The 26,192-nt window shown below is 73.1% G+C and carries 27 protein-coding genes, 2 pseudogenes and 1 riboswitch; of the genes and pseudogenes, 19 read left to right on the plus strand and 10 right to left on the minus strand.

The annotated features are described in order from the left end of the window. Positions 1-20 precede the first annotated feature (20 nt). From ACFQZ6_RS04450 to ACFQZ6_RS04470, 5 genes are all read right to left on the minus strand, one after another. A complete protein-coding gene (locus tag ACFQZ6_RS04450) occupies positions 21-695 on the minus strand; it encodes an urease accessory protein UreF (RefSeq protein WP_381605038.1) in 675 nt (224 codons plus the stop codon). Beyond that, positions 695-2,416, minus strand: a complete 1,722-nt coding sequence (locus tag ACFQZ6_RS04455; protein ID WP_381605039.1) for an urease subunit alpha — start codon at positions 2,414-2,416, stop codon at positions 695-697. The genes ACFQZ6_RS04450 and ACFQZ6_RS04455 overlap by 1 nt, the downstream gene beginning before the upstream one ends. Continuing rightward, the gene (locus ACFQZ6_RS04460; RefSeq protein ID WP_381605040.1) at positions 2,409-2,720 is read right to left on the minus strand and encodes an urease subunit beta; all 312 of its coding nucleotides are present in this window, start codon (positions 2,718-2,720) and stop codon (positions 2,409-2,411) included. The genes ACFQZ6_RS04455 and ACFQZ6_RS04460 overlap by 8 nt, the downstream gene beginning before the upstream one ends. Before the next feature lie 11 nt (positions 2,721-2,731). Further along, on the minus strand, positions 2,732-3,034 hold the full coding sequence (locus tag ACFQZ6_RS04465; protein ID WP_381605041.1) for an urease subunit gamma: 303 nt from the start codon (positions 3,032-3,034) through the stop codon (positions 2,732-2,734). A 134-nt stretch (positions 3,035-3,168) separates the two neighbouring features. Further along, complete coding sequence (locus tag ACFQZ6_RS04470; RefSeq protein ID WP_381605042.1) at positions 3,169-3,798, minus strand: TetR/AcrR family transcriptional regulator; 630 nt, start codon at positions 3,796-3,798, stop codon at positions 3,169-3,171. A 131-nt stretch (positions 3,799-3,929) separates the two neighbouring features. Between ACFQZ6_RS04470 and ACFQZ6_RS04475 the strand changes: the two genes are divergently transcribed. Next, positions 3,930-4,925, plus strand: coding sequence for an ABC transporter permease (locus tag ACFQZ6_RS04475; protein ID WP_381605043.1), 996 nt, complete (start codon positions 3,930-3,932; stop codon positions 4,923-4,925). A 153-nt stretch (positions 4,926-5,078) separates the two neighbouring features. Continuing rightward, a pseudogene (locus ACFQZ6_RS04480) lies at positions 5,079-6,031 on the plus strand (IS481 family transposase). Here the strand turns inward: ACFQZ6_RS04480 and ACFQZ6_RS04485 are convergent. Next, complete coding sequence (locus ACFQZ6_RS04485) at positions 6,028-6,312, minus strand: type II toxin-antitoxin system Phd/YefM family antitoxin (protein WP_381605044.1); 285 nt, start codon at positions 6,310-6,312, stop codon at positions 6,028-6,030. The pseudogene ACFQZ6_RS04480 and the gene ACFQZ6_RS04485 sit on opposite strands and share 4 nt — an antisense overlap. A 100-nt stretch (positions 6,313-6,412) precedes the next feature. Here ACFQZ6_RS04485 and ACFQZ6_RS04490 point away from each other — a divergent pair, with 100 nt between their 5' ends. The 3 genes from ACFQZ6_RS04490 to ACFQZ6_RS04500 all read left to right on the plus strand — a co-directional run bounded on the left by ACFQZ6_RS04490 (position 6,413) and on the right by ACFQZ6_RS04500 (position 8,305). Next, positions 6,413-7,003 carry an ATP-dependent Clp protease proteolytic subunit gene (locus ACFQZ6_RS04490; protein ID WP_381605045.1) on the plus strand — a complete coding sequence of 197 codons (591 nt, stop codon included), beginning with the start codon at positions 6,413-6,415 and terminating at the stop codon, positions 7,001-7,003. Positions 7,004-7,010: 7 nt separating this feature from the next. Further along, complete coding sequence (locus ACFQZ6_RS04495) at positions 7,011-7,319, plus strand: hypothetical protein (RefSeq protein WP_381605046.1); 309 nt, start codon at positions 7,011-7,013, stop codon at positions 7,317-7,319. Between the two features lie 353 nt (positions 7,320-7,672). Beyond that, positions 7,673-7,828, plus strand: a riboswitch (cyclic di-AMP (ydaO/yuaA leader). Between the two features lie 3 nt (positions 7,829-7,831). After that, the gene (locus tag ACFQZ6_RS04500) at positions 7,832-8,305 is read left to right on the plus strand and encodes a C40 family peptidase (protein ID WP_381605047.1); all 474 of its coding nucleotides are present in this window, start codon (positions 7,832-7,834) and stop codon (positions 8,303-8,305) included. 63 nt (positions 8,306-8,368) lie between these two features. Here the strand turns inward: ACFQZ6_RS04500 and ACFQZ6_RS04505 are convergent, their stop codons facing one another. Continuing rightward, complete coding sequence (locus ACFQZ6_RS04505) at positions 8,369-8,833, minus strand: ATP-binding protein (RefSeq protein WP_381605048.1); 465 nt, start codon at positions 8,831-8,833, stop codon at positions 8,369-8,371. 243 nt (positions 8,834-9,076) lie between these two features. On the opposite strand from ACFQZ6_RS04505, the gene ACFQZ6_RS04510 reads away from it, so the two are divergent. Both ACFQZ6_RS04510 and ACFQZ6_RS04515 read left to right on the plus strand, forming a co-directional pair. Then, positions 9,077-9,937: a helix-turn-helix domain-containing protein gene (locus ACFQZ6_RS04510; RefSeq protein ID WP_381605049.1), complete on the plus strand. Its 861-nt coding sequence runs from the start codon at positions 9,077-9,079 to the stop codon at positions 9,935-9,937. Between the two features lie 9 nt (positions 9,938-9,946). Then, the gene (locus ACFQZ6_RS04515) at positions 9,947-10,171 is read left to right on the plus strand and encodes a DUF397 domain-containing protein (RefSeq protein ID WP_381605050.1); all 225 of its coding nucleotides are present in this window, start codon (positions 9,947-9,949) and stop codon (positions 10,169-10,171) included. A gap of 36 nt (positions 10,172-10,207) precedes the next feature. On the opposite strand, the gene ACFQZ6_RS04520 is transcribed toward ACFQZ6_RS04515, so the two are convergent. Beyond that, on the minus strand, positions 10,208-11,338 hold the full coding sequence (locus ACFQZ6_RS04520; RefSeq protein ID WP_381605051.1) for an 8-amino-7-oxononanoate synthase: 1,131 nt from the start codon (positions 11,336-11,338) through the stop codon (positions 10,208-10,210). A 147-nt stretch (positions 11,339-11,485) separates the two neighbouring features. Here ACFQZ6_RS04520 and bioB point away from each other — a divergent pair, with 147 nt between their 5' ends. From bioB to mug, 12 genes are all read left to right on the plus strand, one after another. Then, on the plus strand, positions 11,486-12,670 hold the full coding sequence (bioB, locus tag ACFQZ6_RS04525) for a biotin synthase BioB (RefSeq protein WP_381605052.1): 1,185 nt from the start codon (positions 11,486-11,488) through the stop codon (positions 12,668-12,670). Then, the gene (locus ACFQZ6_RS04530) at positions 12,663-13,943 is read left to right on the plus strand and encodes an adenosylmethionine--8-amino-7-oxononanoate transaminase (protein WP_381605053.1); all 1,281 of its coding nucleotides are present in this window, start codon (positions 12,663-12,665) and stop codon (positions 13,941-13,943) included. The genes bioB and ACFQZ6_RS04530 overlap by 8 nt, the downstream gene beginning before the upstream one ends. Positions 13,944-13,945: 2 nt before the next feature. Continuing rightward, positions 13,946-14,695: a dethiobiotin synthase gene (bioD, locus tag ACFQZ6_RS04535; RefSeq protein WP_381605054.1), complete on the plus strand. Its 750-nt coding sequence runs from the start codon at positions 13,946-13,948 to the stop codon at positions 14,693-14,695. 137 nt (positions 14,696-14,832) lie between these two features. Then, positions 14,833-15,522, plus strand: coding sequence for a class I SAM-dependent methyltransferase (locus tag ACFQZ6_RS04540; protein ID WP_381605055.1), 690 nt, complete (start codon positions 14,833-14,835; stop codon positions 15,520-15,522). A gap of 142 nt (positions 15,523-15,664) precedes the next feature. After that, a complete protein-coding gene (locus tag ACFQZ6_RS04545; RefSeq protein ID WP_381605056.1) occupies positions 15,665-16,534 on the plus strand; it encodes an ABC transporter ATP-binding protein in 870 nt (289 codons plus the stop codon). A gap of 4 nt (positions 16,535-16,538) precedes the next feature. After that, the gene (locus tag ACFQZ6_RS04550) at positions 16,539-19,106 is read left to right on the plus strand and encodes an ABC transporter permease (protein WP_381605057.1); all 2,568 of its coding nucleotides are present in this window, start codon (positions 16,539-16,541) and stop codon (positions 19,104-19,106) included. A 74-nt stretch (positions 19,107-19,180) separates the two neighbouring features. Then, positions 19,181-19,609 (plus strand): GNAT family N-acetyltransferase, encoded by a 429-nt coding sequence (locus ACFQZ6_RS04555; RefSeq protein ID WP_381605058.1) that lies wholly within the window; start codon positions 19,181-19,183, stop codon positions 19,607-19,609. Positions 19,610-19,764: 155 nt separating this feature from the next. Next, complete coding sequence (locus tag ACFQZ6_RS04560) at positions 19,765-21,138, plus strand: hemolysin family protein (RefSeq protein WP_381605059.1); 1,374 nt, start codon at positions 19,765-19,767, stop codon at positions 21,136-21,138. Beyond that, on the plus strand, positions 21,135-22,148 hold the full coding sequence (locus tag ACFQZ6_RS04565) for a hemolysin family protein (protein ID WP_381605060.1): 1,014 nt from the start codon (positions 21,135-21,137) through the stop codon (positions 22,146-22,148). Before ACFQZ6_RS04560 ends, ACFQZ6_RS04565 begins: the two co-directional genes overlap by 4 nt. Before the next feature lie 61 nt (positions 22,149-22,209). Then, entirely contained in the window at positions 22,210-22,995 is a 786-nt protein-coding gene (locus tag ACFQZ6_RS04570) for an SGNH/GDSL hydrolase family protein (protein ID WP_381605061.1), read from the plus strand. Between the two features lie 81 nt (positions 22,996-23,076). Beyond that, complete coding sequence (gene purB / locus ACFQZ6_RS04575; RefSeq protein WP_381605062.1) at positions 23,077-24,519, plus strand: adenylosuccinate lyase; 1,443 nt, start codon at positions 23,077-23,079, stop codon at positions 24,517-24,519. 14 nt (positions 24,520-24,533) lie between these two features. Further along, positions 24,534-25,079, plus strand: coding sequence for a G/U mismatch-specific DNA glycosylase (mug, locus tag ACFQZ6_RS04580; RefSeq protein WP_381605063.1), 546 nt, complete (start codon positions 24,534-24,536; stop codon positions 25,077-25,079). A 75-nt stretch (positions 25,080-25,154) separates the two neighbouring features. On the opposite strand, the gene ACFQZ6_RS04585 is transcribed toward mug, so the two are convergent. Then, the gene (locus tag ACFQZ6_RS04585; RefSeq protein ID WP_381605064.1) at positions 25,155-25,589 is read right to left on the minus strand and encodes a hypothetical protein; all 435 of its coding nucleotides are present in this window, start codon (positions 25,587-25,589) and stop codon (positions 25,155-25,157) included. 57 nt (positions 25,590-25,646) lie between these two features. Beyond that, positions 25,647-26,137, minus strand: a pseudogene (locus ACFQZ6_RS04590) (hypothetical protein). Between the last annotated feature and the right edge of the window lie 55 nt (positions 26,138-26,192).

The raw sequence follows: 26,192 nt of genomic DNA on the forward strand, positions 1-26,192 counted from the left end.
AGCGACATCCGGCCCACCCCTCACGAGGCGAACAACCGCCCACCCCACCCGGCATGGACCTCCGCCCCGATCTCCAGCAACGGCGCGGACACCGACGGCAGCGCGTCCACCCCCTCCGCCCGCGCCCGCCGCCCCGCCGCCACGGCCTGGTCCACGGCCCGGTCCACCTCGGGCGCCAGCCGCGCCAGCACCCCCGTCGCGTCGAACGGGTCGAGGCTCAGCAGCCGCACCACCGCCGTGGCCGCCCCGCTCACGCTCTCGTACGCCGCGCAGTACGCCGCGTCGACGTCCTCAAGACCGGCCGCCCGAGCCGCCACCCCCCACACCACCGGCTGGTGCGCCCCCTTGGGGAAGCGCGCGGCGAGGGCGTCCAGCTCCGGGCACGGCCATGTCGCCCGGGCCGCCCGCAGCAACTGCCGCCCCAGCTTCCGCCCGGTGAGCCGCAGCGCGGGCGAGGGCGTCCGCGCGTCGGCGGCACCGTCCAACGCGCCCGGGTCCACCCCGGCCGCCGCCGCGGCGGCGAGGGAGGCCGCGACCAGCCCGGCGCTGTGCAGCCGCCCCCGGCAGAACTCCGCCAGGCTCCCGGCGTCCGTGATCCGCCCCGCCCGCACGGCGGCCTCGGCCCCGCCGGAGTGCGCGTGCCCCCCGGCGGGGAAGCGGCCGTCGGCGAGGACGAGGAGCGCTGCCCGGGACATCAGAAGAGGAAGTAGCGCTGGGCCATGGGCAGTTCGGCGGCGGGCACCGCCTCGACCAGCTCCCCGTCGATGTGCACGGCGAAGCTGTCGGGATCGACCCGCACCTCGGGCCGCGCGTCGTTCTCCCGCATGTCCGCCTTGGTCACCGCACGGGTGGAGTCGATCGCGACGAACCGCTTGCCCAGGCCGAGCCGTTCCGGCAGCCCGTCCTCAAGGGCCAGCGGGGCGACGAAGTTGACGGAGTTCGCGGCGGGCGCCCGCCCGGTCGCGCCGAACATCGGCCGCGGCAGGACCGGCTGCGGCGTCGGGATGGAGGCGTTGGCGTCGCCCATCTGCGCGTAGGCGATCTGCCCGCCCTTGATGACGAGGAGCGGTTTGACGCCGAAGAACGCGGGCTCCCAGAGCACCAGGTCGGCGAGCTTCCCGCTCTCCACGGAGCCGATCTCGCCCGCGAGCCCCTGTGCGACGGCGGGGTTGATCGTGTACTTGGCGACATAGCGCCGTACCCGGTGGTTGTCGGCCCGCCCGTCCCCGGGCAGCGCGCCGCGCCGCCGCTTCATGACGTGGGCGGTCTGCCAGGTCCGCATGATGACCTCCCCGACCCGGCCCATGGCCTGGGAGTCGGAGGAGATGATCGAGATGGCGCCCAGGTCGTGCAGGACGTCCTCGGCGCCGATGGTGGACGGCCGGATGCGGGACTCCGCGAAGGCGAGGTCCTCGGGGACGGCGGCGTTGAGGTGGTGGCAGACCATCAGCATGTCGAGGTGTTCCTCGGCGGTGTTGACGGTGAACGGCCGGGTCGGGTTGGTGGAGCTGGGCAGCACGTGCGGCTCGGAGACCACGGTCATGATGTCGGGCGCGTGCCCGCCGCCCGCGCCCTCGGTGTGGTAGGCGTGGATGGACCGCCCGGCGATCGCGGCGAGGGTGTCGCCCACGAAACCGGCCTCGTTGAGGGTGTCGGTGTGGATGGCGATCTGCACGCCGGTCCGGTCGGCGACGGTGAGGGCCGCGTCGATGACGGCCGGGGTGGAGCCCCAGTCCTCGTGGAGCTTCAGGCCGAGGGCGCCGCCGCGGATCTGGGAGAGCATCGCCTCGTGGGAGACGGTGTTGCCCTTGCCGAGGAGGCCGAAGTTGAGCGGGTACCCCTCCATCGCCTCCAGCATCCGGGCCAGGTGCCAGGGGCCAGGGGTGACGGTGGTGGCCTTGGAGCCCTCGGCGGGTCCGGTGCCGCCGCCGACGAGGGTGGTGATGCCGGAGGCGAGCGCCTCGTCGGCGATCTGCGGGCAGATGAAGTGGACGTGCGCGTCGATGGCGCCCGCGGTGAGGATGCGTCCGTTGCCCGCGATCACCTCGGTCTCGGGGCCGATGACGAGGTCCGGGTGGACGCCGTCCATGGTGTCGGGGTTGCCCGCCTTGCCGATGCCGGTGATCCGGCCGTCGCGGATGCCGACGTCGGCCTTGACGATGCCCCAGTGGTCGACGATGACGGCGCCGGTGACGACGGTGTCCGGCGTGCCGTCCGCGCGCGTGGCACGCGACTGGCCCATGGACTCGCGGATGACCTTGCCACCGCCGAACACGGCCTCGTCGCCGGAGAGTCCGGGGCCGCCGCTGCGGTCCTCCTCGATCTCGATCAGCAGGTCGGTGTCCGCGAGCCGGACCCGGTCCCCGGTGGTGGGGCCGAACAGGTCGGCGTAGGCGGCGCGGGAGATCTCAGGCATCGAGGGCACCTCCGGTCCGCCCGCGCAGTCCGGGCACGATCCGGGCGCCGGTGAGCGGGACGAGTTCGACGTCGACGGGGATGCCGGGCTCGAAGCGTACGGCGGTACCGGCGGCGATGTTGAGCCGCTTGCCGTGGGCGGCGCCGCGGTCGAACTCCAGGCCGGGGTTGGCCTCCGCGAAGTGGTAGTGGGAGCCGACCTGGACGGGCCGGTCGGCGGCGTTGAGGACGGTGAGCCGGGTGACCTCGCGGCCCTCGTTGTAGGCAATCGGCCCGTCGGCGAAGAGGATCTCTCCGGGAATCATCGCGGCCTCCCTCAGACGATCGGGTCGTGGACGGTGACGAGCTTGGTGCCGTCCGGGAAGGTCGCCTCGACCTGCACGTCGTGGATCATCTCGGGGACGCCCTCCATCACGTCGTCCCGGGTGAGGACCTGCCGTCCGGAGGCCATGAGCTCGGCGACGGTGCGGCCGTCGCGGGCGCCTTCCAGCACGTGGGAGGTGATGAGGGCGATCGCCTCGGGGTGGTTCAGCCTGAGCCCGCGGGCGCGGCGCTTCTCGGCCACGTCGGCGGCCACATGGATCAGCAGCCTCTCCTGCTCGTGCGGGGTCAGTCGCACGTCCCACCTCACCTTCTCGCTGCGGGCCGTGCGGGGCCCGGTGACCGCGGCCAGCAGGCGAAGTCCCTGGTGGCGTGGAGGGGCAGGCTAGTGGGCACGGGTTTCCGGCACGTTAACCATCCTGTGACCGCCGGTCAGCCGGCGGCGCGTACGGCGTCCATGCTCATCAGCGCCCGCAGCCCGTTGCGGAGCACCTCGGTCGGCACGGGGCCGAAGAGGGACTGCTGGACGATGAACCCCTGCACGGTGGCGATCATCGTGCGGGCCACGTCCTCCGCGGGCAGGTCGGTGCGGATCATCCCGCTGTCCTGGTAGCCGCCGACGACCTTGATCCAGGCGGCGAGCACGGCCTGGTAGCCCTCGCGCAGGACCGCCGCCAGCTCCTCGTTGCGCACGGTCTCCGTCCAGACCTGGACGATCAGGCGGGGGAAGCCCGGCTGGCCGTCGACGGCGAGGACCTCGCGGGCGGCGAGGGTCCGGTCGAGGACGTCGGAGGCCAGGTCGCCCGGGGACGGGGGCGGGCTCTGCCGGGCGGCGTCCTCGAAGGCGACGCGCAGCTCGCCCATCACCTCGGCGACGATCGCGGCGATCAGCTCGTCCTTGCCGCTGAAGTAGCGGTAGACGGCGCCCGCGGAGAGGTCGACCTCCTTCAGCACGTCCTGCATCGAGGTGGCGTGGAAGCCGTTGCGGGCGAAGCAGAGCGCGGCGCCGTCGAGGATCTGGCGGCGGCGGGCGTCGAGGTGTTCCTGGGATACGCGGGCCATGCGGCAAAGGTAAAACGAACGTTCCTTCTTGACAAGAGGACCGCCCGGAGCCACGGTGGGGACGAAGTCAAAACGAACGATCCTTCTTTTTAACGCCCGCCTCTCCGGGCGCTCCAGCCAAGGAGATCCCCATGTCCGCCACCCCGACACCGCTCAGCCGCCGCATGATCGCGGCCGCCGTCCTCGTCCCCGTCCTCGCGGCGCTCGCCCTGTGGGCCTTCGCCTGGCCCGCCGCCCGCACCGCGCCGCACGACCTGCCACTCGGCGTGGCCGGGCCCGCGGCGGCGACGGCGCACGTGCAGGAACGCCTGGAGCAGCGGGAGGGCGCCTTCGAGATCCACCGCTACGACGACGAGGCCGCCGCCCGCGCGGCGATCGAGGACCGGACGGTGTACGGCGCCGTCGTGGTCGGCGAGAGCGGCCCACGGCTGCTCACCGCGTCGGCGGCCAGCCCGGTCGTCGCCCAGCTCCTGCAGCAGGCGGTGGCGGAGCAGGCGGCGGGCGGCGCGCAGGTCAGGACCGTCGACGTGGTGGCCGCGCCCGAGGAGGACCCGCGCGGCGCGGCGCTGACCGCCAGCGTGCTGCCGCTCGCCCTGGCCGGGATCGCCGCGGGGGGCGTGGTGATGATGACGGGGCTGCGCGGGGCGAGGGCGGCGACCGCGCTGGTGGGCGCGGCGGCGCTGACCGGCCTGGCCGCGGCGGCGGTCGGGGACAGTTGGCTCGGGGTCCTCACCGGCGACTGGTGGGCCGAGGCGGCGGCGCTGGGGCTCGCGGTGCTGGCCGTGGGCGCCACGGTCGCGGGGCTCGCCGCACTCCTCGGCACCGCGGGGACCGGGATCGGCGCGGGCGTGGTGATGCTGTTCGGCAACCCGTGGGCCGGTGCGTCCTCGGCGCCGCAGCTCCTGCCCGAACCGGCCGGGTTCATCGGCCAGCTCCTGCCGCCCGGGGCCGCGGCGACCCTGCTGCGCTCGGTGGCCTACTTCGACGGCGCGGCGGCGACCGGCCCCGCCCTGACCCTGACCTGGTGGTCCGTCCTCGGCCTGGGCGCGGTCCTGCTCGGCGCCATGATCGGAAAGCGGACGAAGCCCGCCGCGCAGCCCGCCCGCACCCCGGCGCTCGCGGGCTGAGCGCCCTGAGGCACCGGGGACTGGGACCGGCCCTAGGTGTTCTGTCCACGGAGGTTGGCGACAGCGATCACTGATGTGTGATCTTGAAATGGGTGAGGGCCTTCTGGCTCGGTGTGGATTGCGAGATCTGCACCGGCGACCAGAGAGGCCCTCGTGCCCCACCGTAATGCACCCCTGACCGAGACCGGACGACTGCGCCTGGCCCGCTGCATCGTGGACGACCACTGGCCCCTGCGGCGGGCCGCGGAACGCTTCCAAGTCTCCGTGAGCACCGCCAAGCGATGGGCCGACCGCTACCGGCAGCACGGCGAGGCGGGCATGGCCGACCGGTCCAGCCGCCCGCACACCAGCCCACGGCGGACCCCGACCCGCACCGAGCGGCGGATCATCAAGGTCCGTGTGCTGCGCCGCTGGGGACCTGCGCGGATCGCGGCCTGCTGCGGCTGGTTCCTTCCACCGTCCACCGGGTGCTCACCCGCTTCGGCCTGGCCCGCCTCACGCACCTGGACCGGGCCACCGGCCACGTCATACGCCGCTACGAACGGGAACGTCCCGGCGAGCTGGTGCATGTGGACATCAAGAAGCTCGGCAACATCCCCGACGGCGGCGGCCACAAGGTCCTGGGGCGCCAGGCGGGCCGAAGGAGGCGTTGCGGGGCTGGCTACAGCTACCTGCACACCGCCGTCGACGACCACTCCCGCCTGGCCTACAGCGAAATCCTCACTGACGAGAGGAAGGAAACCGCCGTCGCCTTCTGGGGGCGGGCGCAGGCGTTCTTCGCCTCGTGCGGGGTCACCGTCGAGCGCGTGCTGACCGACAACGGTTCCTGCTACAAGTCCCGTCTGTGGCGCGATGCCCTGGCCGCAGCCGGCATCACGCACAAGCGCACGCGCGCCTACCGGCCCCAGACCAACGGCAAGGTCGAACGGTTCAACCGCACCCTGCTCGACGAATGGGCCTATGCCCGCCCCTACCGCTCGGAACAGGAACGACGCGACGCCTTCCCCAACTGGCTGCACACCTACAATCACCACCGCGGACACACCGCGCTGAGAGGTCAGCCACCCGCCAGCCGCGTTCCCAACCTCACGGGCCAATACACCTAGGTCGGTCCCAGTCCCCGGTGCTCGGCCGTGATGCCGAAGCGCTGCCGTTCGCGCGGGGTGGTGGGCACCTCGCGGACGCCGGAGACGGAGCTGACGACCTGCTCGTCCGCCGTGGGCTCCGGCCGCCGCTCCTCCAGGCGTTCGAGGTCGGCGGCGGAGACGAGGGCGACGAGGGGCTTGCCGTGCCGTGTCACGACGACGCGCTCACCGCCGTACACCACCCGGTTGATCAGGTCGGCGAGTTCAGCCCTGGCTTGCGTCACCGGAATCTCGTAGGCCATGGCTCCCAGCTTACGGGCCACCCCTCCCGTAGAGAATGTACGTCCTGTACATTTTCTCAGACAGCTCCGCAGACTGCCTTGCCGCGAGGAGGGGTCCGCCATGACCCAACCGTCCACCCGCCCCGTGGACCCGTACGCGAAACTGCTGGAGGGCAGGATCGTCGTCCTCGGGACGCCGCTCGACGACGCCGCCGCGGGCGATGTGATGGCGCGGTTCATGCATCTGGAGCACAGCTCGCCGGACCAGGACATCGCCCTCTACATCAACTCGCCCGGCGGCTCCTTCAGCGCGATGACGGCCGTGTACGACACGATGCGCCACGTCGGCTGCGACGTGCGGACGTACTGCCTGGGGCAGGCCGGTCCGCCCGCCGCGCTGCTGCTCGCCGCGGGCACCCCGGGCAAGCGGTTCGCGCTGCCGGGCGCCCGCGTGGTGCTGCGGCAGCCCGTGCTCACCGAGCCGGTACGCGGCCAGGCGTCCGACCTGGCGGTCCAGGCCGCGGAGTTGGGCCGCGTCCGCGCGATGGCCGAGGAGATCCTCGTACGGCACACCGGGCGCACCCCGGAGCAGGTCGCCCGGGACGTCGAGCGGGAGAAGGTGCTCGACGCGCGGGCGGCGCTGGAGTACGGCCTGGTGGACCAGGTCCTCGACGAGCGCCGGGGCGAGGCGCCCGCCCCCGGGGCGCGGTGAGGCGTCGATGCAGCCGCCGGAACTGCCGCCGCTGCCCGCCCTGACCCGGGCGGAGGGCGAGTTGATCGACCGTTACCTCGACGTGGTGGACCTGCTCGGCCGGATCAACCCGGCGCGCCCCGGTGACACCTACCGCGGCCTGCGCGCCGCGCAGGCGCTGGTGAGCAAGGCCGCCGAACTGCGCGACGCGCTGGCGCTGATGCACCAGCGGGGCGAGACCGAGCTGCACGCGGAGACCCTTGAGCGGGCGCTGCGCGTCCTGGACGGCGAGCGCCGCACGGCGCGCGTCACGCTGCCGACGCGCTCCGCCAGTTGACCCGATGACAGCCGGTCGGAAAGCGAAACGATCCGAACGGTGGACCCCCCGTTGGAGTAGAACCCGGTCGTTTCGCGGAACCGCCAGGGTTGCGCAACACGCGTGCTCCGAAGGGGGAACACGGAGTTTCGCCGCTGGTCCGGGCCTCCCCACCGGCCGCCCCAACTGATCGAAAGGGGGCCTGTCCACCCGTTTGGGCGAGTGGTGAGTAACAACACAAATCCCCGGTTCCATTGGGATTTTCGGACATCCGTGGGTGAAGATCCCTGTCTGACGACAAGACCCCGCCGCAGCGGCGGGGCGGTCCGGGCGGACGCCGAGTCCTGCCGCCGCCCGGACGACCGGTCGACAGGGAAGTGGATCGGCAGGAGTGGAGGACCCGAGCACGACGGTCCGCCGGAGCTGACGCTCCGGGTGGTCCTTGGGGTGAAGCCGCGTTCGCGCGGCCGGGCAACTTCGCCAGCCCGAATCCGACAGGTCATCCTTCACAGGCGGCTGACGAAGGGTTGCGCATGACCACGCACAATCGGGTCCCGTCGCTCATGGCCAGGGCCGGTACGGCCTCGGCCCTCACCCTCGCCGCCGTGGGCGGCTCGCTCGTGGTGCCGGGCCTCGCCCCGGGCGCCGAGGCCGCCACGCCCGCGAAGAAGGCGCTCCAGGTGGCGGCCTCGAAGAAGGGCGCCCCCTACAAGTACGGCGCCACCGGACCACGCAGGTTCGACTGCTCGGGGCTCACCCAGTACTCGTACAAGAAGGCGGGCAAGAAGCTGCCGCGTACGGCCGCCCAGCAGTACAACAAGACGCGCCATGTCTCGGCGTCCCACCGCAAGGCCGGTGACCTGGTGTTCTTCCACTCCGGCTCCAGCGTGTACCACGTCGGCATCTACGCGGGTAAGGGCAGGATCTGGCACTCCCCGAAGACCGGGGACGTCGTGCGGCTCCAGAAGATCTGGACCAGGAGCGTCTGGTACGGCCGGGTCTCCTGACCCCGGTGGCGCGGTGGCGGTGCCCTGACGCACCGCCACCGCGTCGTCCTGCCCCGCCGGGTCTCAGGGTTCCCGGCGCCGTACGGCGGTGAGGGGTGCCGCCGGTACGGCTCCCGGCCACGGCAGCTCGATCAGGACGGTCTTGCCGCCCTCGCCGGTGGGCCGGACTCTCAGTCGGCCGCCGCACTCCGTGGTCAGCCAGCGGATGATCACCAGGCCGCGGCCGTTGTCCTGCTGCACGGCGGCGGGCAGCCGCCTGGGAAACCGCGGGTGACTGTCGGTGACCCCGATGCTCAGTTGTTCGTCACGGCGCAGCCGCAGGTCCACCGTGAAGGTGGGTGACTGCCCGAAGGTGTGCTGTACGGCGTTGGTGGTGAGTTCGGAGACGATCAGGCGGACCGTTTCGGCCAACTCCGACTCCGGCGGCAGACCCCACTCCCCCAGCGTGCCGAGCGCGAAGGCGCGGGCCGCGGACACCGAGGCTGGTTCGCTCGGCAGAGTGACGGATGCTTCCAGATGGTCTGCCATGGCGACGTCGTCCCTTTCCCAGGGGACCGCGGTCCGACACTCAATGGGTGGTTCGAGTACGGTCCCGGACTGGTGCTTCGTCGCCAGACTGCCACCAGCGCGCCGTTTCCGGTGGCGATCCACCAAGATCTGCATATATCTGTCGCTCGAAACGGTGAACTCTGCGACGGCAGACCGTATTTGGCCGGGCTGCCTGGAGTCTCGGTGGGGAGCGGCCGATTGGCCGGGAAATGAGGGGTCCCCATGCAACACGGTCCCGCGGTACGCCGCCGGAAACTGGGTGCGGAACTGCGCGCGCTGCGCGCGCGGCTGGGAATAACCAGCGGTGACGCTGCCAGACTGGTGGGTTGGCACCAGTCGAAGGTGAGCCGGATCGAGACCGGCGCGAGCGGGGTGAAACCGGCCGACGTCCGCTTACTGCTGGACGCCTACGGCGTGGCCGAGCCCGAACTGCGGGAACTGCTGCTGATGCTGGCCGGTCCCGACGAGGGCGGCGGACGGCACCACTGGTGGCACGCCTACCGGCGCGTACTGCCGCCCACCTACCGGGACTTCATCAGCCTGGAGTCGCAGGCGACCTCGGTGCGCACCCTGGAGAACTCCGTGGTCCCGGGCCTGTTGCAGACCCGGGAGTACGCCCGCGCGGTGACCCGGGCGGCGGCGGGCGGGCGCCCGCAGGACGAGTTGGACGCGCTGGTGGAGGTGCGGCTGGCCCGGCAGGAGGTGCTGCGGGCGCGGCGCCCGCTGGAGCTGAGCGCGGTCCTGGACGAGGCGGTGCTGCGGCGCGAAGTGGGCGGCCCCGGGGTGATGGCCCGGCAGTTGGCGCGGCTCAGGGAGGCGGCCCGACTGCCCCAGGTGCGGCTCCAGGTGCTGCCGTTCGCCGCTGGGGCGCATGTCGGCGTCACCGGGCCTTTCGTTATCTTCTCATTTTCGAGCACTTCTGATCTGGACGTGGTTGTTCTCGACCACTTGACGAGTAGCCTCTATCTCGAACGGAAAGAAGACCTGGAGACCTACACCGAGGCATTCCATGCCCTTCAGTTCCATGCCCTTTCCCCAGAGGACTCGTTGGACTTCATCGCCGGGATAGGTGACGGCACATAAGGAGGCACCATGACCGCACCTCCTCAGAACGTATCCACGACAAGCGAACTGCCTCCCGTGCGGTGGCTGCGCAGCAGCTACAGCACCGGGGCGAACAACTGCGTCGAGACGGCCCGGCCGGTCAGCGGACCGGGCGCCGGACTGCTCGCCGTACGCGACTCCAAGACCCCGGACGGACCCGCGCTGCTGTTCTCCCCCGAGAGCTGGGCGGGGTTCACCGCGGCCTTCCACTGACCGACCGCGCGCGACGCACGGCCGTGCCACGCCGACTCACGGTCGCGTTTCGCCGATGACCCGTACAGCGCGTTCCAGCTGTTCCCCGGAGAGGTCCGCGCGGGCGGTCAGCCGCAGCCGCGAGATCCCGTCGGGTACGGACGGGGGCCGGAAGCAGCCCACCGCCACCCCTGCGGCACGGCACTCGGCCGCCCACCGCACGGCGCCCTCCGGGGACGGCGCCCGCACCGAGACGACCGCGGCGTCCGGACGCACCGCCGTCAGACCCGCGGCCGTCAGCCGGTCGTACAGCTCCCCCGCCACCGCGCGGGCCCGCGCCGCCCGCTCCGGCTGACGGCGCAGCAGCCGCAGCGCGGACAGGGCGGCGCCCGCCGCGGCCGGGGCGAGACCGGTGTCGAAGATGAACGTCCGGGCCGCGTTGACCAGATGCCCGATCACCCGCGCGGAGCCGAGCACGGCACCGCCCTGGCTGCCCAGCGACTTCGACAGCGTGGCCGTGACCACGACGTCGTCCGCGCCCGCGAGCCCCGCCGCGTACGGCGTGCCCCGGCCGCCGTCGCCCAGCACCCCCAGCCCGTGCGCGTCGTCCACCACCAGCCCGGCGCCGTACTCCCGGCACACCGCGGCCAGCTCCGCCAGCGGCGCGGCGTCCCCGTCGACCGAGAAGACGGCGTCCGAGACGGCCACGGCGGGCCCGTCATGCGTCCCCAGCGCCTTGCGCACGGCGTCCGGTTCGGCGTGCGCCACCACCTGCGTGGTGCCGCGGGCCAGTCGGCAGCCGTCGATGAGCGAGGCGTGGTTGCCCGCGTCGGAGACGATCAGCGAGCCGTGCGGGGCGAGCGCGGTGACCGCGGCGAGGTTGGCGGCGTACCCGGACGAGAACACCAGCGCCGCCTCGACGCCGCAGAAGTCGGCCAGCTCGCGTTCCAGTTCGCCGTGCAGCTCGGTGGTGCCGGTGACCAGCCGGGAGCCCGTCGACCCGCCGCCCCAGGTCCGCGCGGCGCGCGCCGCGCCCTCGGTCACCTCGGGGTGCCGGGCAAGCCCCAGGTAGTCGTTGCTCGCCAGGTCCAGCAGCGGCGAGTCGGCGGGGCGAGGCCGCAACACGCGCACGAGCCCGGCCCGGCGGCGCACCTCGGCCTGCTCGTCGATCCACCCGAACGCCCCCATCGCCCCTCCGTTGGTTTTGTAGGCAGTCGACAGACACTATCCGGGCATCCCGCAGCTCAGAATGTGGCAATACCCACACGACGAAGTGTCGGTGTTGTACGAAGTCTCCTTGGCCCGGAGGCGCACCTTACGACAGGATCGACTCTCATGGACCTGCTGAACACGCTGGTGGACAAGGGGCTTCGGCGCGAGCTGCCGAGCCGCGAGGAGGCGCTCGCCGTCCTCGCCACGTCGGACGACGACCTGCTCGATGTGGTGGCCGCGGCCGGGAAGGTGCGCCGTCACTGGTTCGGGCGACGGGTGAAGCTCAACTACCTCGTCAACTTGAAGTCCGGACTGTGTCCGGAGGACTGCTCCTACTGCTCCCAGCGACTGGGTTCCGAGGCCGGGATCCTCAAGTACACCTGGCTCAAGCCGGAGCAGGCGACCGAGGCGGCGGCGGCCGGTCTCGCCGGGGGCGCCAAGCGGGTCTGCCTGGTGGCCAGCGGGCGCGGCCCGACCGACCGGGACGTGGACCGGGTCTCCGAGACCATCAGGGCCATCAAGGACGAGCACGAGGACGTCGAGGTGTGCGCCTGCCTGGGGCTGCTCTCCGACGGGCAGGCCGAGCGGCTGCGGCAGGCGGGCGCGGACGCCTACAACCACAACCTCAACACCTCCGAGGCGACCTACGGCGACATCACCACCACCCACACCTACGCCGACCGCGTCGACACGGTGCGGAAGGCGCACGCGGCCGGGCTGTCCGCCTGCTCCGGGCTGATCGCGGGCATGGGTGAGGGCGACGAGGACCTCGTCGACGTGGTCTTCGCGCTCCGCGAGCTGGACCCCGACTCGGTTCCGGTCAACTTCCTGATCCCGGTCGAGGGCACCCCGCTGGCCAAGGAGTGGCACCTCACCCCGCAGCGCTGCCTGCGCATCCTGGCCATGGTCAGGTTCGTCTGCCCGGACGTCGAGGTGCGCATCGCGGGCGGCCGGGAGGTCCATCTGCGCACCCTCCAGCCGCTCGCCCTGCACCTGGCCAACTCGATCTTCCTCGGGGACTACCTGACCACCGAGGGCCAGGCGGGCAAGGCCGACCTGGAGATGATCGCGGACGCCGGGTTCGAGGTGGAGGGCGCGGGCGAGGTCACGCTGCCGGAGCACCGGGCGGCGGGCGGCGGGTGCGGCGCGCACGCGGGCGGCGAGGGCGGCGGGACGTGCGGTCCGCACGAGGGCGGCGGGGCGTGCGGTTCCGTGGCGCCGGTGGACGCCCGGGTGAACGAGGCCCGCACCGACCTCGTCGCCGTACGCCGCCGGGGCGCGGGAACGGACCTCGCGCCGAATGCCTGACCTGAGCGTGCCCGAGCTGCTCGACCTGGACCGGGCGCACGTGTGGCATCCGTACGGGCCGATGCCGGGCCGTACGGACCCGCTGGTCGTGGCGTCCGCGAGCGGGGTGCGGCTGCGGCTCGCGGACGGCTCCGGCGAGCTGGTCGACGGGATGTCCTCGTGGTGGTCGGCCATCCACGGCTACAACCACCCGGTGCTCAACGAGGCCGCCCACGAGCAGCTCGGCCGGATGAGCCACGTGATGTTCGGCGGGCTCACCCACGAACCCGCCGTACGGCTCGCGAAGCTCCTTGTCGACCTGTCACCCGAGGGCCTCGAACACGTCTTCCTCGCGGACTCCGGCTCGGTGTCGGTCGAGGTCGCGGTGAAGATGTGCCTGCAGTACTGGCGCTCGCTCGGCCGCCCCGCCAAGCGGCGCCTGCTGACCTGGCGCGGCGGCTACCACGGCGACACCTGGCAGCCGATGTCGGTGTGCGACCCCGACGGCGGGATGCACGAGCTGTGGAGCGGTGTGCTGCCGCGCCAGGTCTTCGCCGACGCGCCCCCGGCCCGCTACGAGGAGGCGTACGCGGACCACCTGCGGACGCTGGTCGAGCGGCACGCCGACGAACTGGCCGCGGTGATCGTGGAGCCGGTGGTGCAGGGCGCGGGCGGGATGCGGTTCCACTCCCCCGCCTATCTGCGGGTGCTGCGCGAGGCGTGCGACGCCCACGACGTACTGCTGGTGTTCGACGAGATCGCCACCGGCTTCGGCCGCACCGGCGCGCTGTTCGCGGCGGAGCACGCCGCCGTGACGCCGGACGTGATGTGCGTGGGCAAGGCGCTGACCGGCGGCTACCTGACGATGGCGGCGACGCTGTGCACGCCCCGGGTGGCCGACGGGATCTCCCAGGGCGAGGTGCCGGTGCTGGCGCACGGGCCGACGTTCATGGCCAACCCGCTCGCCGCCGCCGTCGCCTGCGCCTCCGTCGGGCTGCTCGTCGGCCAGGACTGGCGCGCGGAGGTCAAGCGGATCGAGGCCGGGCTGCGCGAGGGCCTCGCCCCGGCGGCCGAGCTGCCGGGCGTGCGGGACGTCCGCGTCCTCGGCGCGATCGGCGTCGTCCAGTTGGACCGGCCGGTGGACATGGCGGCGGCGACCCGGGCCGCGGTGCGCGAGGGCGTGTGGCTGCGCCCGTTCCGCGACCTGGTGTACACGATGCCGCCGTACGTCACCGGGGACGCCGACGTGGCACGGATCGGACGCGCGGTGTGCGCCGCGGCACGGGAGGGATGAACATGCCGGTACTCATCGTCACGGGGACGGGCACCGAGATCGGCAAGACGGTCACGACCGCGGCGGTCGCCGCCGCCGCGCTGGCCGCCGGTCGCTCGGTGGCCGTCCTGAAGGCCGCGCAGACGGGCGTACGGCCCGACGAGCGCGGGGACGCCGCGGAGGTGGCGCGGCTCGCGGGCACCGTGACGACCGCCGAACTCGCCCGGTTCCCCGAGCCGTTGGCCCCGGCGACCGCGGCCCGGCGGGCCGGGATGCGCCCGGTGACGCCGGACGACGTGGCCGAGGCCGCCGCCAAGCTGGCCACCGACCACGATCTGGTGCTGGTGGAGGGGGCGGGCGGGCTGCTCGTCCGCTTCGACGCGGCGGGCGGCACGCTGGCCGACGCGGCGGCGCTGCTGGGGGCACCGGTGCTGGTGGTCGCCCCGGCCGGGCTCGGCACCCTCAACAGCACGGAGCTGACGGCGCGTGAACTGTCCCGGCGCGGCCTTGGGTTGACGGGCGTGGTGATCGGTAGCTGGCCCGCGCTGCCCGACCTCGCCAGCCGGTGCAACCTCGCCGATCTGCCGGAGGTGGCGGGGGCGCCGCTGCTCGGCGCGCTGCCCGCCGGGGCCGCCGCCCTGCCCCCGGCCGACTTCCGGGCCGCCGCCCCGACATGGCTGGCGCCACGGCTGGACGGCACCTGGGAGGCGGAGGCGTTCCGGACACGGGAGGCACCCTCGGGGGCGGGCACGCCGCACGCGCCCCGGGCCTGACACTCCACGGAGTGCGGCGCCCGACCCGCGCCTGCCCGACCCGGTGGCGACGGCGGGGGGTGTCCGGGGGCCGCTCGGGGGACAATCGCCGTAGGCCCGGCTGTCCCGGGACCGTGCTCTTCGGCGAGGAGGTCGCCATGCCCCTGCGGACCGTCGGTGCCCGGAAGGTGGCGCGGGATGCCGTACACCACCCGCTGTTCGCCCGTTACTACGCCAGGGTCAGCGTCACCGCCGAGAGCCGGATGGGCATGGCCGGGGTGCGGGACCGGCTGCTCGCCGGGCTCTCCGGGCGGGTGCTGGAGATCGGCGCGGGCAACGGGCTGAACTTCGCGCACTATCCGGGCGCCGTCTGCGAGGTCGTCGCGATCGAACCGGAGCGGGTGCTGCGCCAACTGGCCGTGGAGGCCGCCCTGCGGGCCGAGGTGCCGGTCGACGTGGTGCCGGGGGCGGCGGAGGCGCTGCCGGTCAAGAGCGAGGCGTTCGACGCGGTGGTGCTGTCGCTGGTGCTGTGCAGCGTGCGGGACGTGCCGCGCGCCCTGGGCGAGGTACGGCGGGTGCTGCGGCCGGGCGGCCAGGTGCGGTTCTTCGAGCACGGGCGCGGCGGCGGCCGGATGATGGACCTCACCCAGCGCGCCCTGGACCGCACGGTGTGGCCGCCGCTGAACGGCGGCTGCCACCTGCACCGCGACCCGGTCGCCGCGCTGCGCGCCGCCGGGCTCGAACTGGGGCCGTACCGCAGGCTGTTGATGCCGGAGAAGGGCCCGCGGCTGCCGACGTCGTTCTGTGTGCTGGGCACGGCCTGGCGACCGACGGCGGAGACGGAGTAGGCGCCTCCTACCCGCCCGCGGAGAGGACGTGCCCGGCCCGCGAGGGATACCGTGTGGGCCGCATCTCACCACCCTCGGCCGCGACGGGGGATCTCGGGGATCTGGGGACGTCCGCGGGTCGGGAACGACCAAGGAGGCAGCCTTGTCCACACCTGTAGCGGGGCACGTCCCCGGTCAGGCTCCGGCCCACGGGAACGCGGCCCGCGCCCGCGGTCTGACCAAGGCGTACGGCTCGGGCGAGACGACCGTGCTCGCGCTGGACTCGGTGGACGTCGACATCGCGCGGGGCCGGTTCACCGCCGTCATGGGCCCGTCGGGTTCCGGGAAGTCCACGCTGATGCACTGTCTGGCGGGCCTCGACACGGTCTCCGCGGGTCAGGTCTGGCTCGGTGACACCGAGATCACCGGGCTCAAGGAGCGCCAGCTCACCCGGCTGCGCCGGGACCGGATCGGCTTCATGTTCCAGTCGTTCAACCTGATACCGACGCTGAACGCGCTGGAGAACATCACCCTGCCCATGGACATCGCCGGGCAGAAGCCCGACCCGAAGTGGCTGGACCAGGTCATCGACACCCTCGGGCTGCGGGACCGCCTCAAGCACCGGCCCGCCCAGCTCTCCGGCGGTCAGCAGCAGCGGGTGGCGTGCGCCCGCGCGCTGGCCTCCCGGCCCGAGCTGATCTTCGCCGACGAGCCGACCGGCAACCTCGACTCGCGGGCCGGTCTGGAAGTGCTCAGCTTCCTGCGCGAGGCCGTCGACAGCCTCGGGCAGACCGTCGTCATGGTCACCCACGACCCGGGCGCCGCCGCCCACTCCGACCTGGTGCTGTTCCTCGCGGACGGCCGGATCGTGGACGAGATGGAGCACCCGACGGCGGAGGCGGTGCTGGAGCGGATGAAGCGGTTCGACGTGATCCGCGGCCAGGCCGAACCGGCAGCGCCGGACCGGGCCGAGGAGCCCGTCGAGCACGAGGGCCGCGACGACTCCGCCCCTGGTTCGGCCGAGGAGGTCTGACGCCGTGCTGAAGGCGACCTTCCGCAGCTTCCTCGCGCACAAGGGGCGGCTGCTGCTGTCCGCGCTGGCCGTGATCCTGTCCGTGGCGTTCGTCGCGGGCAGCCTGATCTTCTCGGACACCGTCAGCCGCACCTTCGACCGGCTGTTCGCCTCGACCGCCGCCGACGTCACCGTCACCCCGAAGCAGAACCTCGACGAGGCCATCCCCTCCGGCGTCACCCCCACCCTGCCCGCCTCGGTCGCGGAACGGATCGCCGGGGTCGACGGCGTGGCGGACGCCCGGTCCGAGGTGGACGTCGAGGGCATCACGGTGGCCGACCGGGACAACGACTCCGTCGGTCCCACCACCGGCGCCCCCACCCTGGGCCTGGACTGGAACCCGACCGACCGCAGCCCGGTGGAGCTGACCTCCGGCCGCGCCCCGAGCGGCGACGGGGAGGTCCTGCTGGACTCGGAGACCGCGGACCGCAAGCACCTCGCGATCGGTGACCCGCTGACCGTGATCGCGCGGCCCGGCTCCTTCAAGGTCGAGGTCGTCGGCATCGTCACCTTCACCACCACCAACCCCGGCGCCGCGCTGGTCTTCTTCGACCCGCCGACCGCGCGGGCCAGGCTGCTGGGCGACCCCGAGGCGGCCACCGCGATCTCCGTCACCGCCGCCGAGGGCGTGAGCGACCCGCAGCTCAAGCAGCGGGTGGCCGAGGCGCTCGGCACCGACCGCTACGAACTGCGCACCGCCGACGAACAGGCCGAGTCCGACGCCGAGCAACTGGGCGGATTCCTCGACGTGATCAAGTACGTGATGCTGGGCTTCGCCGGTATCGCCGTACTCGTCGGCGTCTTCCTGATCGTCAACACCTTCTCCATGCTGATCGCCCAGCGCACCCGGGAGCTGGGCCTGCTGCGGGCGCTCGGCGCCGACCGGCGGCAGGTGCGCCGCTCCGTGCTCACCGAGGCGCTGCTGCTCGGCCTGTTCGGCTCCACCCTGGGCCTGGCCACCGGCATCGGTCTCGCCGCCGGTCTGATGGAGCTGATGGGCCTGCTCGGCATGAACATCGACGCCACCGAGATGGTCATCGGCTGGGGCACCCCGGTCGCGGCCTACGCGGTCGGCGTCGGTGTCACCTTCGTCGCCGCCTACCTCCCGGCCCGGCGCGCGGCGGGCGTCTCGCCGATGGCGGCGCTGTCGGACGCCGAGATCGCCGGGGTGGGCCGCCCGCTGCGGGTGCGCGCCGTGGTGGGCGCGGTGATCGGCGTGGCGGGCGCGGCGGCGCTGGCGGGGTGCGCGGTGTCCTCGGACACCAGCTCGGCGGCGTCGCTGCTGGGCCTGGGCGTCGTCCTCACGCTGATCGCCACGGTGATCGCCGGGCCGCTGCTGGTGCGGCCGGTGATCCGGGTGCTCGGCGGGGCGTTCCCGGCGCTGTTCGGCTCCATCGGCCGGATGAGCCAGCGCAACGCCCTGCGCAACCCGCGCCGTACCGGGGCGACGGCCGCCGCGCTGATGGTGGGCCTGTCTCTGGTCGGCGGGATGTCCGTGGCGAGCGCGTCCATGACCAAGTCGTTCGACCAGCAGATCGACAGGACGCTGGGCGCCGACTTCGTGGTGCAGAACGCCAACTTCGTGCCGTTCCCGGCGGAGGTCACCGACGCGGTGCGGTCCACCGAGGGCGTCGGCCTGGTGGTCCGCGCCCAGTTCACGCCCGTGGGGGTGCGGCTGCCGGACGGCGACCGGGTGGAGACGACGGCGGCGGCGTACGACCCCCGGTTGGACGACGTGGCGAACATCCCCTACGCCGAGGGCGACACCGCGGCGGCGCTGGCCGACGGGCGGATGGCGATGGACCGGGACTTCGCCCGCGACCACGGCGTCCGGGTCGGCACGGCGCTGCCGGTGGAGTTCCAGGGCGGCCGGACGACCGAGCTGACCGTGGGGGCGCTGACCGACCAGGAGACCTCGGACGGGTTCGGCACCCAGGGCGGGATGTACTTCGGCCTGGCCACGCTGGAGCGGTTCGCGCCGGGCGGACAGGAGGCGGCGGTGTACGTCAACGCCGCCGAGGGCACGTCCGACGACGACCTGCGGGCCGCGCTGGAGCAGACGCTCGACCCCTATCCGCAGGTGCAGGTCCGCGACCTGGCCGACTACAAGCAACTGGTCCGTGACCAGATCGCCGTCCTGCTGTACCTGGTGTACGCGCTGCTGGGCCTGGCGATCGTCATCGCGGTACTGGGCGTGGTCAACACCCTCGCGCTGTCGGTGGTGGAGCGCACCCGGGAGATCGGGCTGCTGCGGGCGATCGGTCTGGCGCGGCGGCAGTTGCGCCGGATGATCCGCCTGGAGTCGGTGGTGATCGCCGTGTTCGGCGCGCTCCTCGGCCTGGCGCTGGGGCTGGTGTGGGGGGTGTGCATGCAGCAGGTGCTGGCCCTCCAGGGCATGACGGCGCTGGCGATCCCCTGGGGCACGATCATCGCGGTGGTGATCGGCTCGGCGGTGGTGGGCATCGTCGCGGCGCTGCTGCCCGCGCTGCGGGCGTCGCGGATGAACGTGCTGGCGGCGATCGCGCACGAGTGAGGGGCCCGCCGTCCAGGGTGTCCGGATGCTGGAATTCCGCATCCGGACACGGGGCGGCGTGTTGTGCTGGCCCCATGACCGAGCTGCGGATACGGGCCGCCGGGCCCGAGGACCTGGACGCCGTGCTGGCCTTCTGGAAGGTGGCCGCCGAGGGCACGAGCATCAGCGACGACCGGGACGGCGTGGAGCGGCTGGTGGCCCGCGACCCGGAGTCGCTGCTGCTGGCGGAGCGGGCGGGCGAACTGGTCGGCACGGTGATCGCCGGGTTCGACGGGTGGCGGTGCCACCTGTACCGGCTCGCCGTGCACCCGGACCACCGGCGGCAGGGCGTTGGCACGGCGCTGCTCACCGCCGCCGAGGACCGCTTCGTACGGCTCGGGGGCCGCCGCGCGGACGCCATGGTGCTGACCCGCAACGCGACCGGTCAGCGCGCGTGGGAGGCGGCGGGGTACGCGCCCGAGGAGCAGTGGCGGCGCTGGGTGCGGCACCTGACCGAGAAGTGACCCTCCTTTGCCGGTCCTTTACTATTGGGGGAACACTCGTCTCTCCATGAAAGGTGTGAGCGTCCGCCCATGGGCGAGCCTCCCAGTAGTAGACCCAGCCGTAGACACCGTGCGTTCCTCCCCGCCCTGCCGGATCATGGGACGGGGGTGACCCGATGACCGAAGTGCTCCTGCTGCTGGTGGCGATCCTGCTCTCCCTCGCGTGCGGCGCCTTCGTCGCCGCCGAGTTCTCCCTGACCACGGTCGAGCGCGGCGATCTCGAACAGGCCGCGCAGCGCGGCGAGCGGGGTGCCGCGGGCGCCCTGAAGGCCGTACGGAACCTGACCTTCCAACTGTCCGGCGCCCAGCTCGGCATCACCGTCACCAACCTGGTGGTCGGTATGCTCGCCGAGCCGTCGATCGCCCGGCTGATCTCGGGTCCCTTGCGCGACCTCGGCGTCTCGGAGTCCGCGGCGTCCTCCCTCGCGCTGGTGCTGGGCACCGCGCTGTCGACGGTCTTCCTGATGGTCGTCGGTGAGCTGGTGCCCAAGAACTGGGCGATCTCCGAGCCGCTCGGCATGGCCAAGCGGGTCGGCAACGCGCAGCGGTTCTTCAGCGCCGCGTTCCGGCCGTTCATCGCCCACCTGAACAACACCGCCAACCACATGGTGCGCCGGTTCGGCATCGAGCCCGCCGAGGAGCTGGCGTCCGCGCGCGGACCGCAGGAGCTGGCGGCGCTGGCCCGGCACTCCGCCCGCGAGGGCGCCCTGGAGGCGGACACGGCCGAGCTGTTCGTGCGCACCCTGAACCTGGCCGACCTCACCGCGGAGAACGTGATGACCCCGCGCGTGCAGGTCATCGCCCTGGAGGCGCAGGCGACCTGCGAGGACGTGGCGAACGCGACCCGGGCGACGGGCCTGTCCCGGTTCCCGGTCTACCGCGGCGGCCTCGACACCGTCGTGGGCACGGCGCACATCAAGGACGTCCTGGCGGTGCCCGCCGAGCGGCGGCCCCGGGTGCCGGTGGCCGAGCTGATGCGCGAGCCGCTGCTCGTCCCCGAGTCGCTGACCGTGGACCGGCTCCTGGACCGGCTGTCCGGCAAGCGGACGATGGCCGTCGTCATCGACGAGTACGGCGGCACGGCGGGCGTGGCCACGCTGGAGGACATCGTCGAGGAGGTCGTCGGCGAGGTCCGCGACGAGCACGACCCGCACGAGACGCCCGACCTGGCCGCGGCCGGGACGGACGACGACGGCCACGCCGTGTACTCCGCGGACGGCGCCGCCCGGATGGACCAGCTCGCCCGCGTCGGCCTGCGCCCGCCCGAGGGCCCGTACGAGACCCTCGCCGGTCTGGTGGCCAACCAGCTCGGCCGTATCCCCGCGGTCGGTGACAGCCTCGCCGTCGACGGCTGGCGCCTCGACGTGGTCGACGCCTCCGGGCGCCGGGCCGCGCGGGTGCTGCTGCACGCCCCCCTCGACGACGAGGGCGTGCGCGAGGACGACCATGACGACGCCAAGGACGCCAAGAACGAGGAGGGTGGGCGGTGACCGCCGTACAACTGCTGATCGGTTTCGCGACGCTGGTCGTCAACGCCTTCTTCGTGGGCGCCGAGTTCGCGCTGATCTCGGTGCGCCGCAGCCAGATCGAGCCGTACGCCGACCAGGGCGACCGGCGCGCCAAGAGCGTGCTGTGGGGCCTGAAGCACGTGTCGGCGCTGATGGCGGCGGCGCAGCTCGGCATCACGCTGTGCACGCTGGTCCTCGGTGTGGTCGCGGAACCGGCGATCGCGCACCTGCTGGAGCCGGTGTTCCACGCGGTGGGCGTGCCGAGCGGCGCGGGGCACGCGGTGTCCTTCGTGATCGCGCTGACCCTGGCGACGTATCTGCACATGCTGCTCGGTGAGATGGTGCCGAAGAACATCGCGCTGGCGGAGCCGGTGCGCAGCGCGCTGCTGCTCGGCCCGCCGCTGGTGGCGCTGTCGCGCGGCCTGCGGCCGGTGATCTTCACCATCAACGCGTTCGCCAACGGTCTGCTGAAGCTGATGCGCATCGAGACCAAGGACGAGGTCACGGCGACGTTCTCGGACGCCGAGCTGGCCCGGCTGGTGAAGGACTCCGGTGAGGCGGGACTGATCGACGAGCGGGCCCGGGAGCGGCTGCACGACGCGCTGGAGCTGGGCCGCCGTCCGGTGCGGGACGTGGTCATGCCGCTGGAGAGCGTGGTGTACGCGCGCGTGGGCGTCACCCCGGAGGAGCTGGAGCGGCTGTCCGCCGAGTCCGGGTTCTCCCGCTTTCCTGTGGTGGACGAGGAGCGCCGGATCATCGGCTACCTGCATGTGAAGGACGCGCTGGACGCCTCTCCGAAGGACCTGCCGTTCCGGCTGCGGGACATGCGGTCCATCGCGCGGGTCCGGGAGACCACCCCGCTGGACGACGTCCTGACCGCGATGCGCGGCAGCCGCACGCACCTGGCCGCCGTGCTGGGCGCGGACGGACGGCTGGCGGGGCTGGTGACCATGGAGGACGTCCTGCGGGAGCTGTTCGGGCAGCGGGCCTGACCGCCGGGGGGAGGGGGCGACCGACCGCTGGGTATGGCGTCGGGATAGCATCGCCGACGCCATGCAGACGAACACCCCTCCCCCGTACTCCAGCCTGGTCGCGGTCGGTGACTCCTTCACCGAGGGCATGTCGGACCTGCTGCCCGACGGTACCTACCGCGGCTGGGCCGACCTGCTCGCCGCCCGGATGGCGGCCCGCAGCCCCGGCTTCCGGTACGCCAACCTGGCGGTGCGCGGCAAGCTCATCGGGCAGATCGTCGACGAGCAGGTGGACGTGGCCGCCGCGATGGGCGCCGACGTCATCACGCTGGTCGGCGGCCTGAACGACACCCTGCGCCCCAAGTGCGACATGGGCCGGGTGCGCGGACTCCTCACGGAGGCCGTGGAACGTCTCGCCCCGGCCTGCAAGCAACTGGTGCTGATGCGCAGCCCCGGCCGCCAGGGTCCCGTCCTGGAGCGGTTCCGCCCGCGCATGGAGGAACTCTTCACCTGCGTCGACGACCTCGCCGCCCGGCACGGCGCCGTCGTCGTCGACCTGTACGGCGCCCCGTCCCTCGCCGACCCGCGCATGTGGGACGTGGACCGGCTGCACCTGACCGCCGAGGGCCACCGCAGGGTCGCGGAGGCGGTCTGGCAGACCCTCGGCTACGAGGCGGCCGACCCGGAGTGGCACGTGCCGATGCCGCCGACCGTGCCGCCGGGGTGGGTGACCCGGCGCGTCACGGACCTCCGGTTCGCCCGCCAGCACCTGCTTCCTTGGATCGGCCGCCGCCTGACCGGCCGCTCCTCCGGGGACGGCCTGCCGCCGAAGCGCCCGGACCTGCTGCCGTACGACGGGTCGGCGTAACCCGCCCGCCCGGCCCTTGGAGGTTCCTCCGAACCACCCCGTGGCGCTGGCCTGCACGAATCGCCAGTAGAATCCGTCTACGTGACTTCTGCGCCCGCCAAGCCCCGCATCCCCAACGTCCTCGCCGGACGGTACGCCTCCGCCGAACTGGCCACCCTCTGGTCGCCCGAACAGAAGGTGAGGCTGGAGCGGCAGCTCTGGCTCGCCGTGCTGCGCGCCCAGAAGGACCTCGGGATCGAGGTGCCGGACGCGGCGATCGCCGACTACGAGCGTGTGCTCGACCAGGTCGACCTGGCCTCCATCGCGGAGCGCGAGAAGGTCACCCGGCACGACGTGAAGGCGCGGATCGAGGAGTTCAACGACCTCGCCGGGCACGAGCAGGTCCACAAGGGCATGACGTCCCGCGACCTGACGGAGAACGTCGAGCAGCTCCAGATCCGGCTCTCCCTCGAGCTGGTGCGCGACCGCGCGGTGGCGGTGCTGGCGCGGCTGGGCAAGCTCGCCGGGGAGTACGGCGAGCTGGTGATGGCGGGGCGTTCGCACAACGTCGCCGCGCAGGCCACGACGCTGGGCAAGCGGTTCGCGACCGCCGCCGACGAGTTGCTGGTGGCGTACGGCCGGGTCGAGGAGCTGCTCGGCCGCTATCCGCTGCGCGGCATCAAGGGCCCGGTCGGCACCGCGCAGGACATGCTGGACCTGCTCGGCGGGGACGCGGCGAAGCTGGCCGACCTGGAGGGGCGGATCGCCGCCCACCTGGGCTTCTCGCAGGCGTTCACCTCGGTCGGGCAGGTGTACCCGCGCTCGTTGGACTACGAGGTCGTCACCGCCCTGGTGCAGCTCGCGGCGGCGCCGTCCTCGCTGGCGAAGACGATCCGGCTGATGGCCGGGCACGAGCTGGTGACCGAGGGCTTCAAGCCCGGCCAGGTCGGTTCCTCCGCGATGCCGCACAAGATGAACACCCGCTCCTGCGAGCGCGTCAACGGCCTGATGGTCATCCTGCGCGGCTACGCCTCGATGACCGGCGAGCTGGCGGGCGACCAGTGGAACGAGGGTGACGTGTCCTGCTCGGTGGTGCGCCGGGTCGCGCTCCCCGACGCGTTCTTCGCGCTGGACGGACTGCTGGAGACGTTCCTGACCGTGCTCGACGAGTTCGGGGCGTTCCCGGCCGTCGTGGCGCGGGAGCTGGACCGCTACCTGCCGTTCCTCGCGACGACGAAGGTCCTGATGGGCGCCGTGCGCGCCGGGGTCGGGCGGGAGATCGCGCACGAGGCGATCAAGGAGAACGCGGTCGCGTGCGCGCTGGCGATGCGTGAGCAGGGCGCCGAGCGCAACGAACTCCTCGACCGGCTCGCCGCCGACGAGCGCCTCCCGCTGGACCGCGCCCAGCTCGACGAGCTGATGGCCGACAAGCTGTCCTTCACCGGTGCCGCCGCCGACCAGGTCGCCACCGTGGTCGCCCGGATCGAGGAGATCGTCAAGCGGCACCCGGAGGCCGCGGGCTACACGCCCGGCGCGATCCTCTGACCGGCGCCCGCGCCATGGCCCGGTTCACCCCGGCGGAGCTGGAGGCCGCCCGCGACCGTCTCGTCCCGGACGTCGTCGCGGACGGCCTGCGGGTGCTGTTCTGCGGCATCAACCCCGGCCTGATGACCGCGGCGACGGGCCACCACTTCGCCCGCCCCGGCAACCGCTTCTGGCCGGTGCTGCACCTGTCCGGCTTCACGCCCCGCCTGCTGAAGCCGTCGGAGCAGCGGGAACTGCTGTCCTACGGCCTCGGCATCACCAACGTCGTGGCCCGTGCCACCGCCCGCGCCGACGAGCTGACCGCCGAGGAGTACCGCGAGGGCGGACGCCTGCTCGCCCTGAAGGTGGCCCGGCTGCGCCCGAGTTGGCTGGCGGTCGTCGGCGTCACCGCCTACCGCGCCGCCTTCGACGACCGCAAGGCACAAGTGGGGCCGCAGGAGCGGCTCATCGGGGACACGCGCGTGTGGGTGCTGCCCAACCCGAGCGGGCTGAACGCGCACTGGACGGCGGCGACGATGGCCGAGGAGTTCGCGCGGCTGCGGGAGGCGGCCGAGGCGTGACCCTCGTCGGGCCGGGTCACGGGGTTGGCGTCGGCGCACAGGCGGAGCGTCCGGGGTCGCCCACGTCGGGCCGGGTCACGGGGGGTCCGTGGCCGTGACCACGGCCAGCAGGCGGGGTGGGTGCGTGTCGTCGCGGTCGGTGACGCCGACGGCGATCCAGCGGCCCGTGCCCGGGTCCTGCCACAGGGACACCTCGTCGACCAGGACGCTGACCGTCGCCCACGGCTCGGGTATCTCCTCGCCCCGCTCGCCGCGCACCCGCAGGGTCACCGTCCCCCAGGGCGGCGCCGCCCCCCAGCGCGCGTCCAGCCGTTGGGCTATGCCCTCGCGGTACGCCTCGTAGTCGTCCGCCGTGTGCTCGCCCAAGTCCGCCGCACCGGCCGTCAGTTCCGCCAGCCAGTACCCGGGCCCTCCCCTGCCGACGTCCGACCAGCCGTGCTCCGCCTCCGCCGCCGGGAAGGGCCGGGAGCACAGCCGGTCGATCGCCTCCAGGCACCGTGCGATGTTCATACGGTCCAGTAAACCCGCCGCCACTGACAATTGGCGGGGCGTCAGGGCCCGGGCCGGTCAGGCGTCCCGGCGCCGCACGCTCCACGCGCCCGCCGCGGTCACCGCCGCCGTCCACAGGGCGGTCACGGCGAGCCCGCTCCACCGGCCGAGGGCGCCGTCCCAGGTCCCGTGCGGGACCACCTGGCCCGCCCGGTCCGGCGGGAAGTCCGCCGCCCTGCCCGCCGAGTCGCCGATGACGAAGGACACGATCAGGACGAGAGCAGGCCGGTGAGCAGCGCCGGTACGGCGACGGCGGTCAGCGTGGCCGCGAACCACCGGCCGCGCCACGGGACCGCCGTGAGCGCCAGCCGCGGCCCGCCCGAGTGGAACTCCGAGGAGACGGCCGTGGTCCCGAAGGCCATCCCCGCGATCTGGCCGGGCAGCACCCCGGAGACCGCCGTGAACAGGCGGTGATCGCGGCGTACGAGTCGGGGTTCGTCTCGCCCGGCTGACGGCGGCCCCGTGACGGCCCCGGGGGCACCGCGGGTCGTTCGGGGGGCGGGGGGCACTCGCCGGGGTGCGGCGGGCCGAGTACGATCCGGCCAACACGCGCACGAGCTGGGA

It is taken from the genome of Streptomyces flavalbus, from assembly GCF_042674625.1.
GTDB lineage: Bacteria > Actinomycetota > Actinomycetes > Streptomycetales > Streptomycetaceae > Streptomyces > Streptomyces flavalbus.

What these genes read in the sequence shown, in the direction of transcription:
- ACFQZ6_RS04585 (WP_381605064.1), bottom strand. Translation starts at nt 25,589, where the DNA reads ATGAACATCGCACGGTGCCTGGAGGCGATCGACCGGCTGTGCTCCCGG.
- ACFQZ6_RS04460 (WP_381605040.1), bottom strand. Translation starts at nt 2,720, where the DNA reads ATGATTCCCGGAGAGATCCTCTTCGCCGACGGGCCGATTGCCTACAAC.
- ACFQZ6_RS04510 (WP_381605049.1), top strand. Translation starts at nt 9,077, where the DNA reads ATGCAACACGGTCCCGCGGTACGCCGCCGGAAACTGGGTGCGGAACTG.
- ACFQZ6_RS04500 (WP_381605047.1), top strand. Translation starts at nt 7,832, where the DNA reads ATGACCACGCACAATCGGGTCCCGTCGCTCATGGCCAGGGCCGGTACG.
- ACFQZ6_RS04505 (WP_381605048.1), bottom strand. Translation starts at nt 8,833, where the DNA reads ATGGCAGACCATCTGGAAGCATCCGTCACTCTGCCGAGCGAACCAGCC.
- ACFQZ6_RS04450 (WP_381605038.1), bottom strand. Translation starts at nt 695, where the DNA reads ATGTCCCGGGCAGCGCTCCTCGTCCTCGCCGACGGCCGCTTCCCCGCC.
- ACFQZ6_RS04555 (WP_381605058.1), top strand. Translation starts at nt 19,181, where the DNA reads ATGACCGAGCTGCGGATACGGGCCGCCGGGCCCGAGGACCTGGACGCC.
- ACFQZ6_RS04570 (WP_381605061.1), top strand. Translation starts at nt 22,210, where the DNA reads ATGCAGACGAACACCCCTCCCCCGTACTCCAGCCTGGTCGCGGTCGGT.
- ACFQZ6_RS04490 (WP_381605045.1), top strand. Translation starts at nt 6,413, where the DNA reads ATGACCCAACCGTCCACCCGCCCCGTGGACCCGTACGCGAAACTGCTG.
- mug (WP_381605063.1), top strand. Translation starts at nt 24,534, where the DNA reads ATGGCCCGGTTCACCCCGGCGGAGCTGGAGGCCGCCCGCGACCGTCTC.
- ACFQZ6_RS04485 (WP_381605044.1), bottom strand. Translation starts at nt 6,312, where the DNA reads ATGGCCTACGAGATTCCGGTGACGCAAGCCAGGGCTGAACTCGCCGAC.
- ACFQZ6_RS04470 (WP_381605042.1), bottom strand. Translation starts at nt 3,798, where the DNA reads ATGGCCCGCGTATCCCAGGAACACCTCGACGCCCGCCGCCGCCAGATC.
- ACFQZ6_RS04475 (WP_381605043.1), top strand. Translation starts at nt 3,930, where the DNA reads ATGTCCGCCACCCCGACACCGCTCAGCCGCCGCATGATCGCGGCCGCC.
- ACFQZ6_RS04520 (WP_381605051.1), bottom strand. Translation starts at nt 11,338, where the DNA reads ATGGGGGCGTTCGGGTGGATCGACGAGCAGGCCGAGGTGCGCCGCCGG.
- ACFQZ6_RS04495 (WP_381605046.1), top strand. Translation starts at nt 7,011, where the DNA reads ATGCAGCCGCCGGAACTGCCGCCGCTGCCCGCCCTGACCCGGGCGGAG.
- ACFQZ6_RS04540 (WP_381605055.1), top strand. Translation starts at nt 14,833, where the DNA reads ATGCCCCTGCGGACCGTCGGTGCCCGGAAGGTGGCGCGGGATGCCGTA.
- bioD (WP_381605054.1), top strand. Translation starts at nt 13,946, where the DNA reads ATGCCGGTACTCATCGTCACGGGGACGGGCACCGAGATCGGCAAGACG.
- ACFQZ6_RS04530 (WP_381605053.1), top strand. Translation starts at nt 12,663, where the DNA reads ATGCCTGACCTGAGCGTGCCCGAGCTGCTCGACCTGGACCGGGCGCAC.
- ACFQZ6_RS04560 (WP_381605059.1), top strand. Translation starts at nt 19,765, where the DNA reads ATGACCGAAGTGCTCCTGCTGCTGGTGGCGATCCTGCTCTCCCTCGCG.
- bioB (WP_381605052.1), top strand. Translation starts at nt 11,486, where the DNA reads ATGGACCTGCTGAACACGCTGGTGGACAAGGGGCTTCGGCGCGAGCTG.
- ACFQZ6_RS04455 (WP_381605039.1), bottom strand. Translation starts at nt 2,416, where the DNA reads ATGCCTGAGATCTCCCGCGCCGCCTACGCCGACCTGTTCGGCCCCACC.
- ACFQZ6_RS04515 (WP_381605050.1), top strand. Translation starts at nt 9,947, where the DNA reads ATGACCGCACCTCCTCAGAACGTATCCACGACAAGCGAACTGCCTCCC.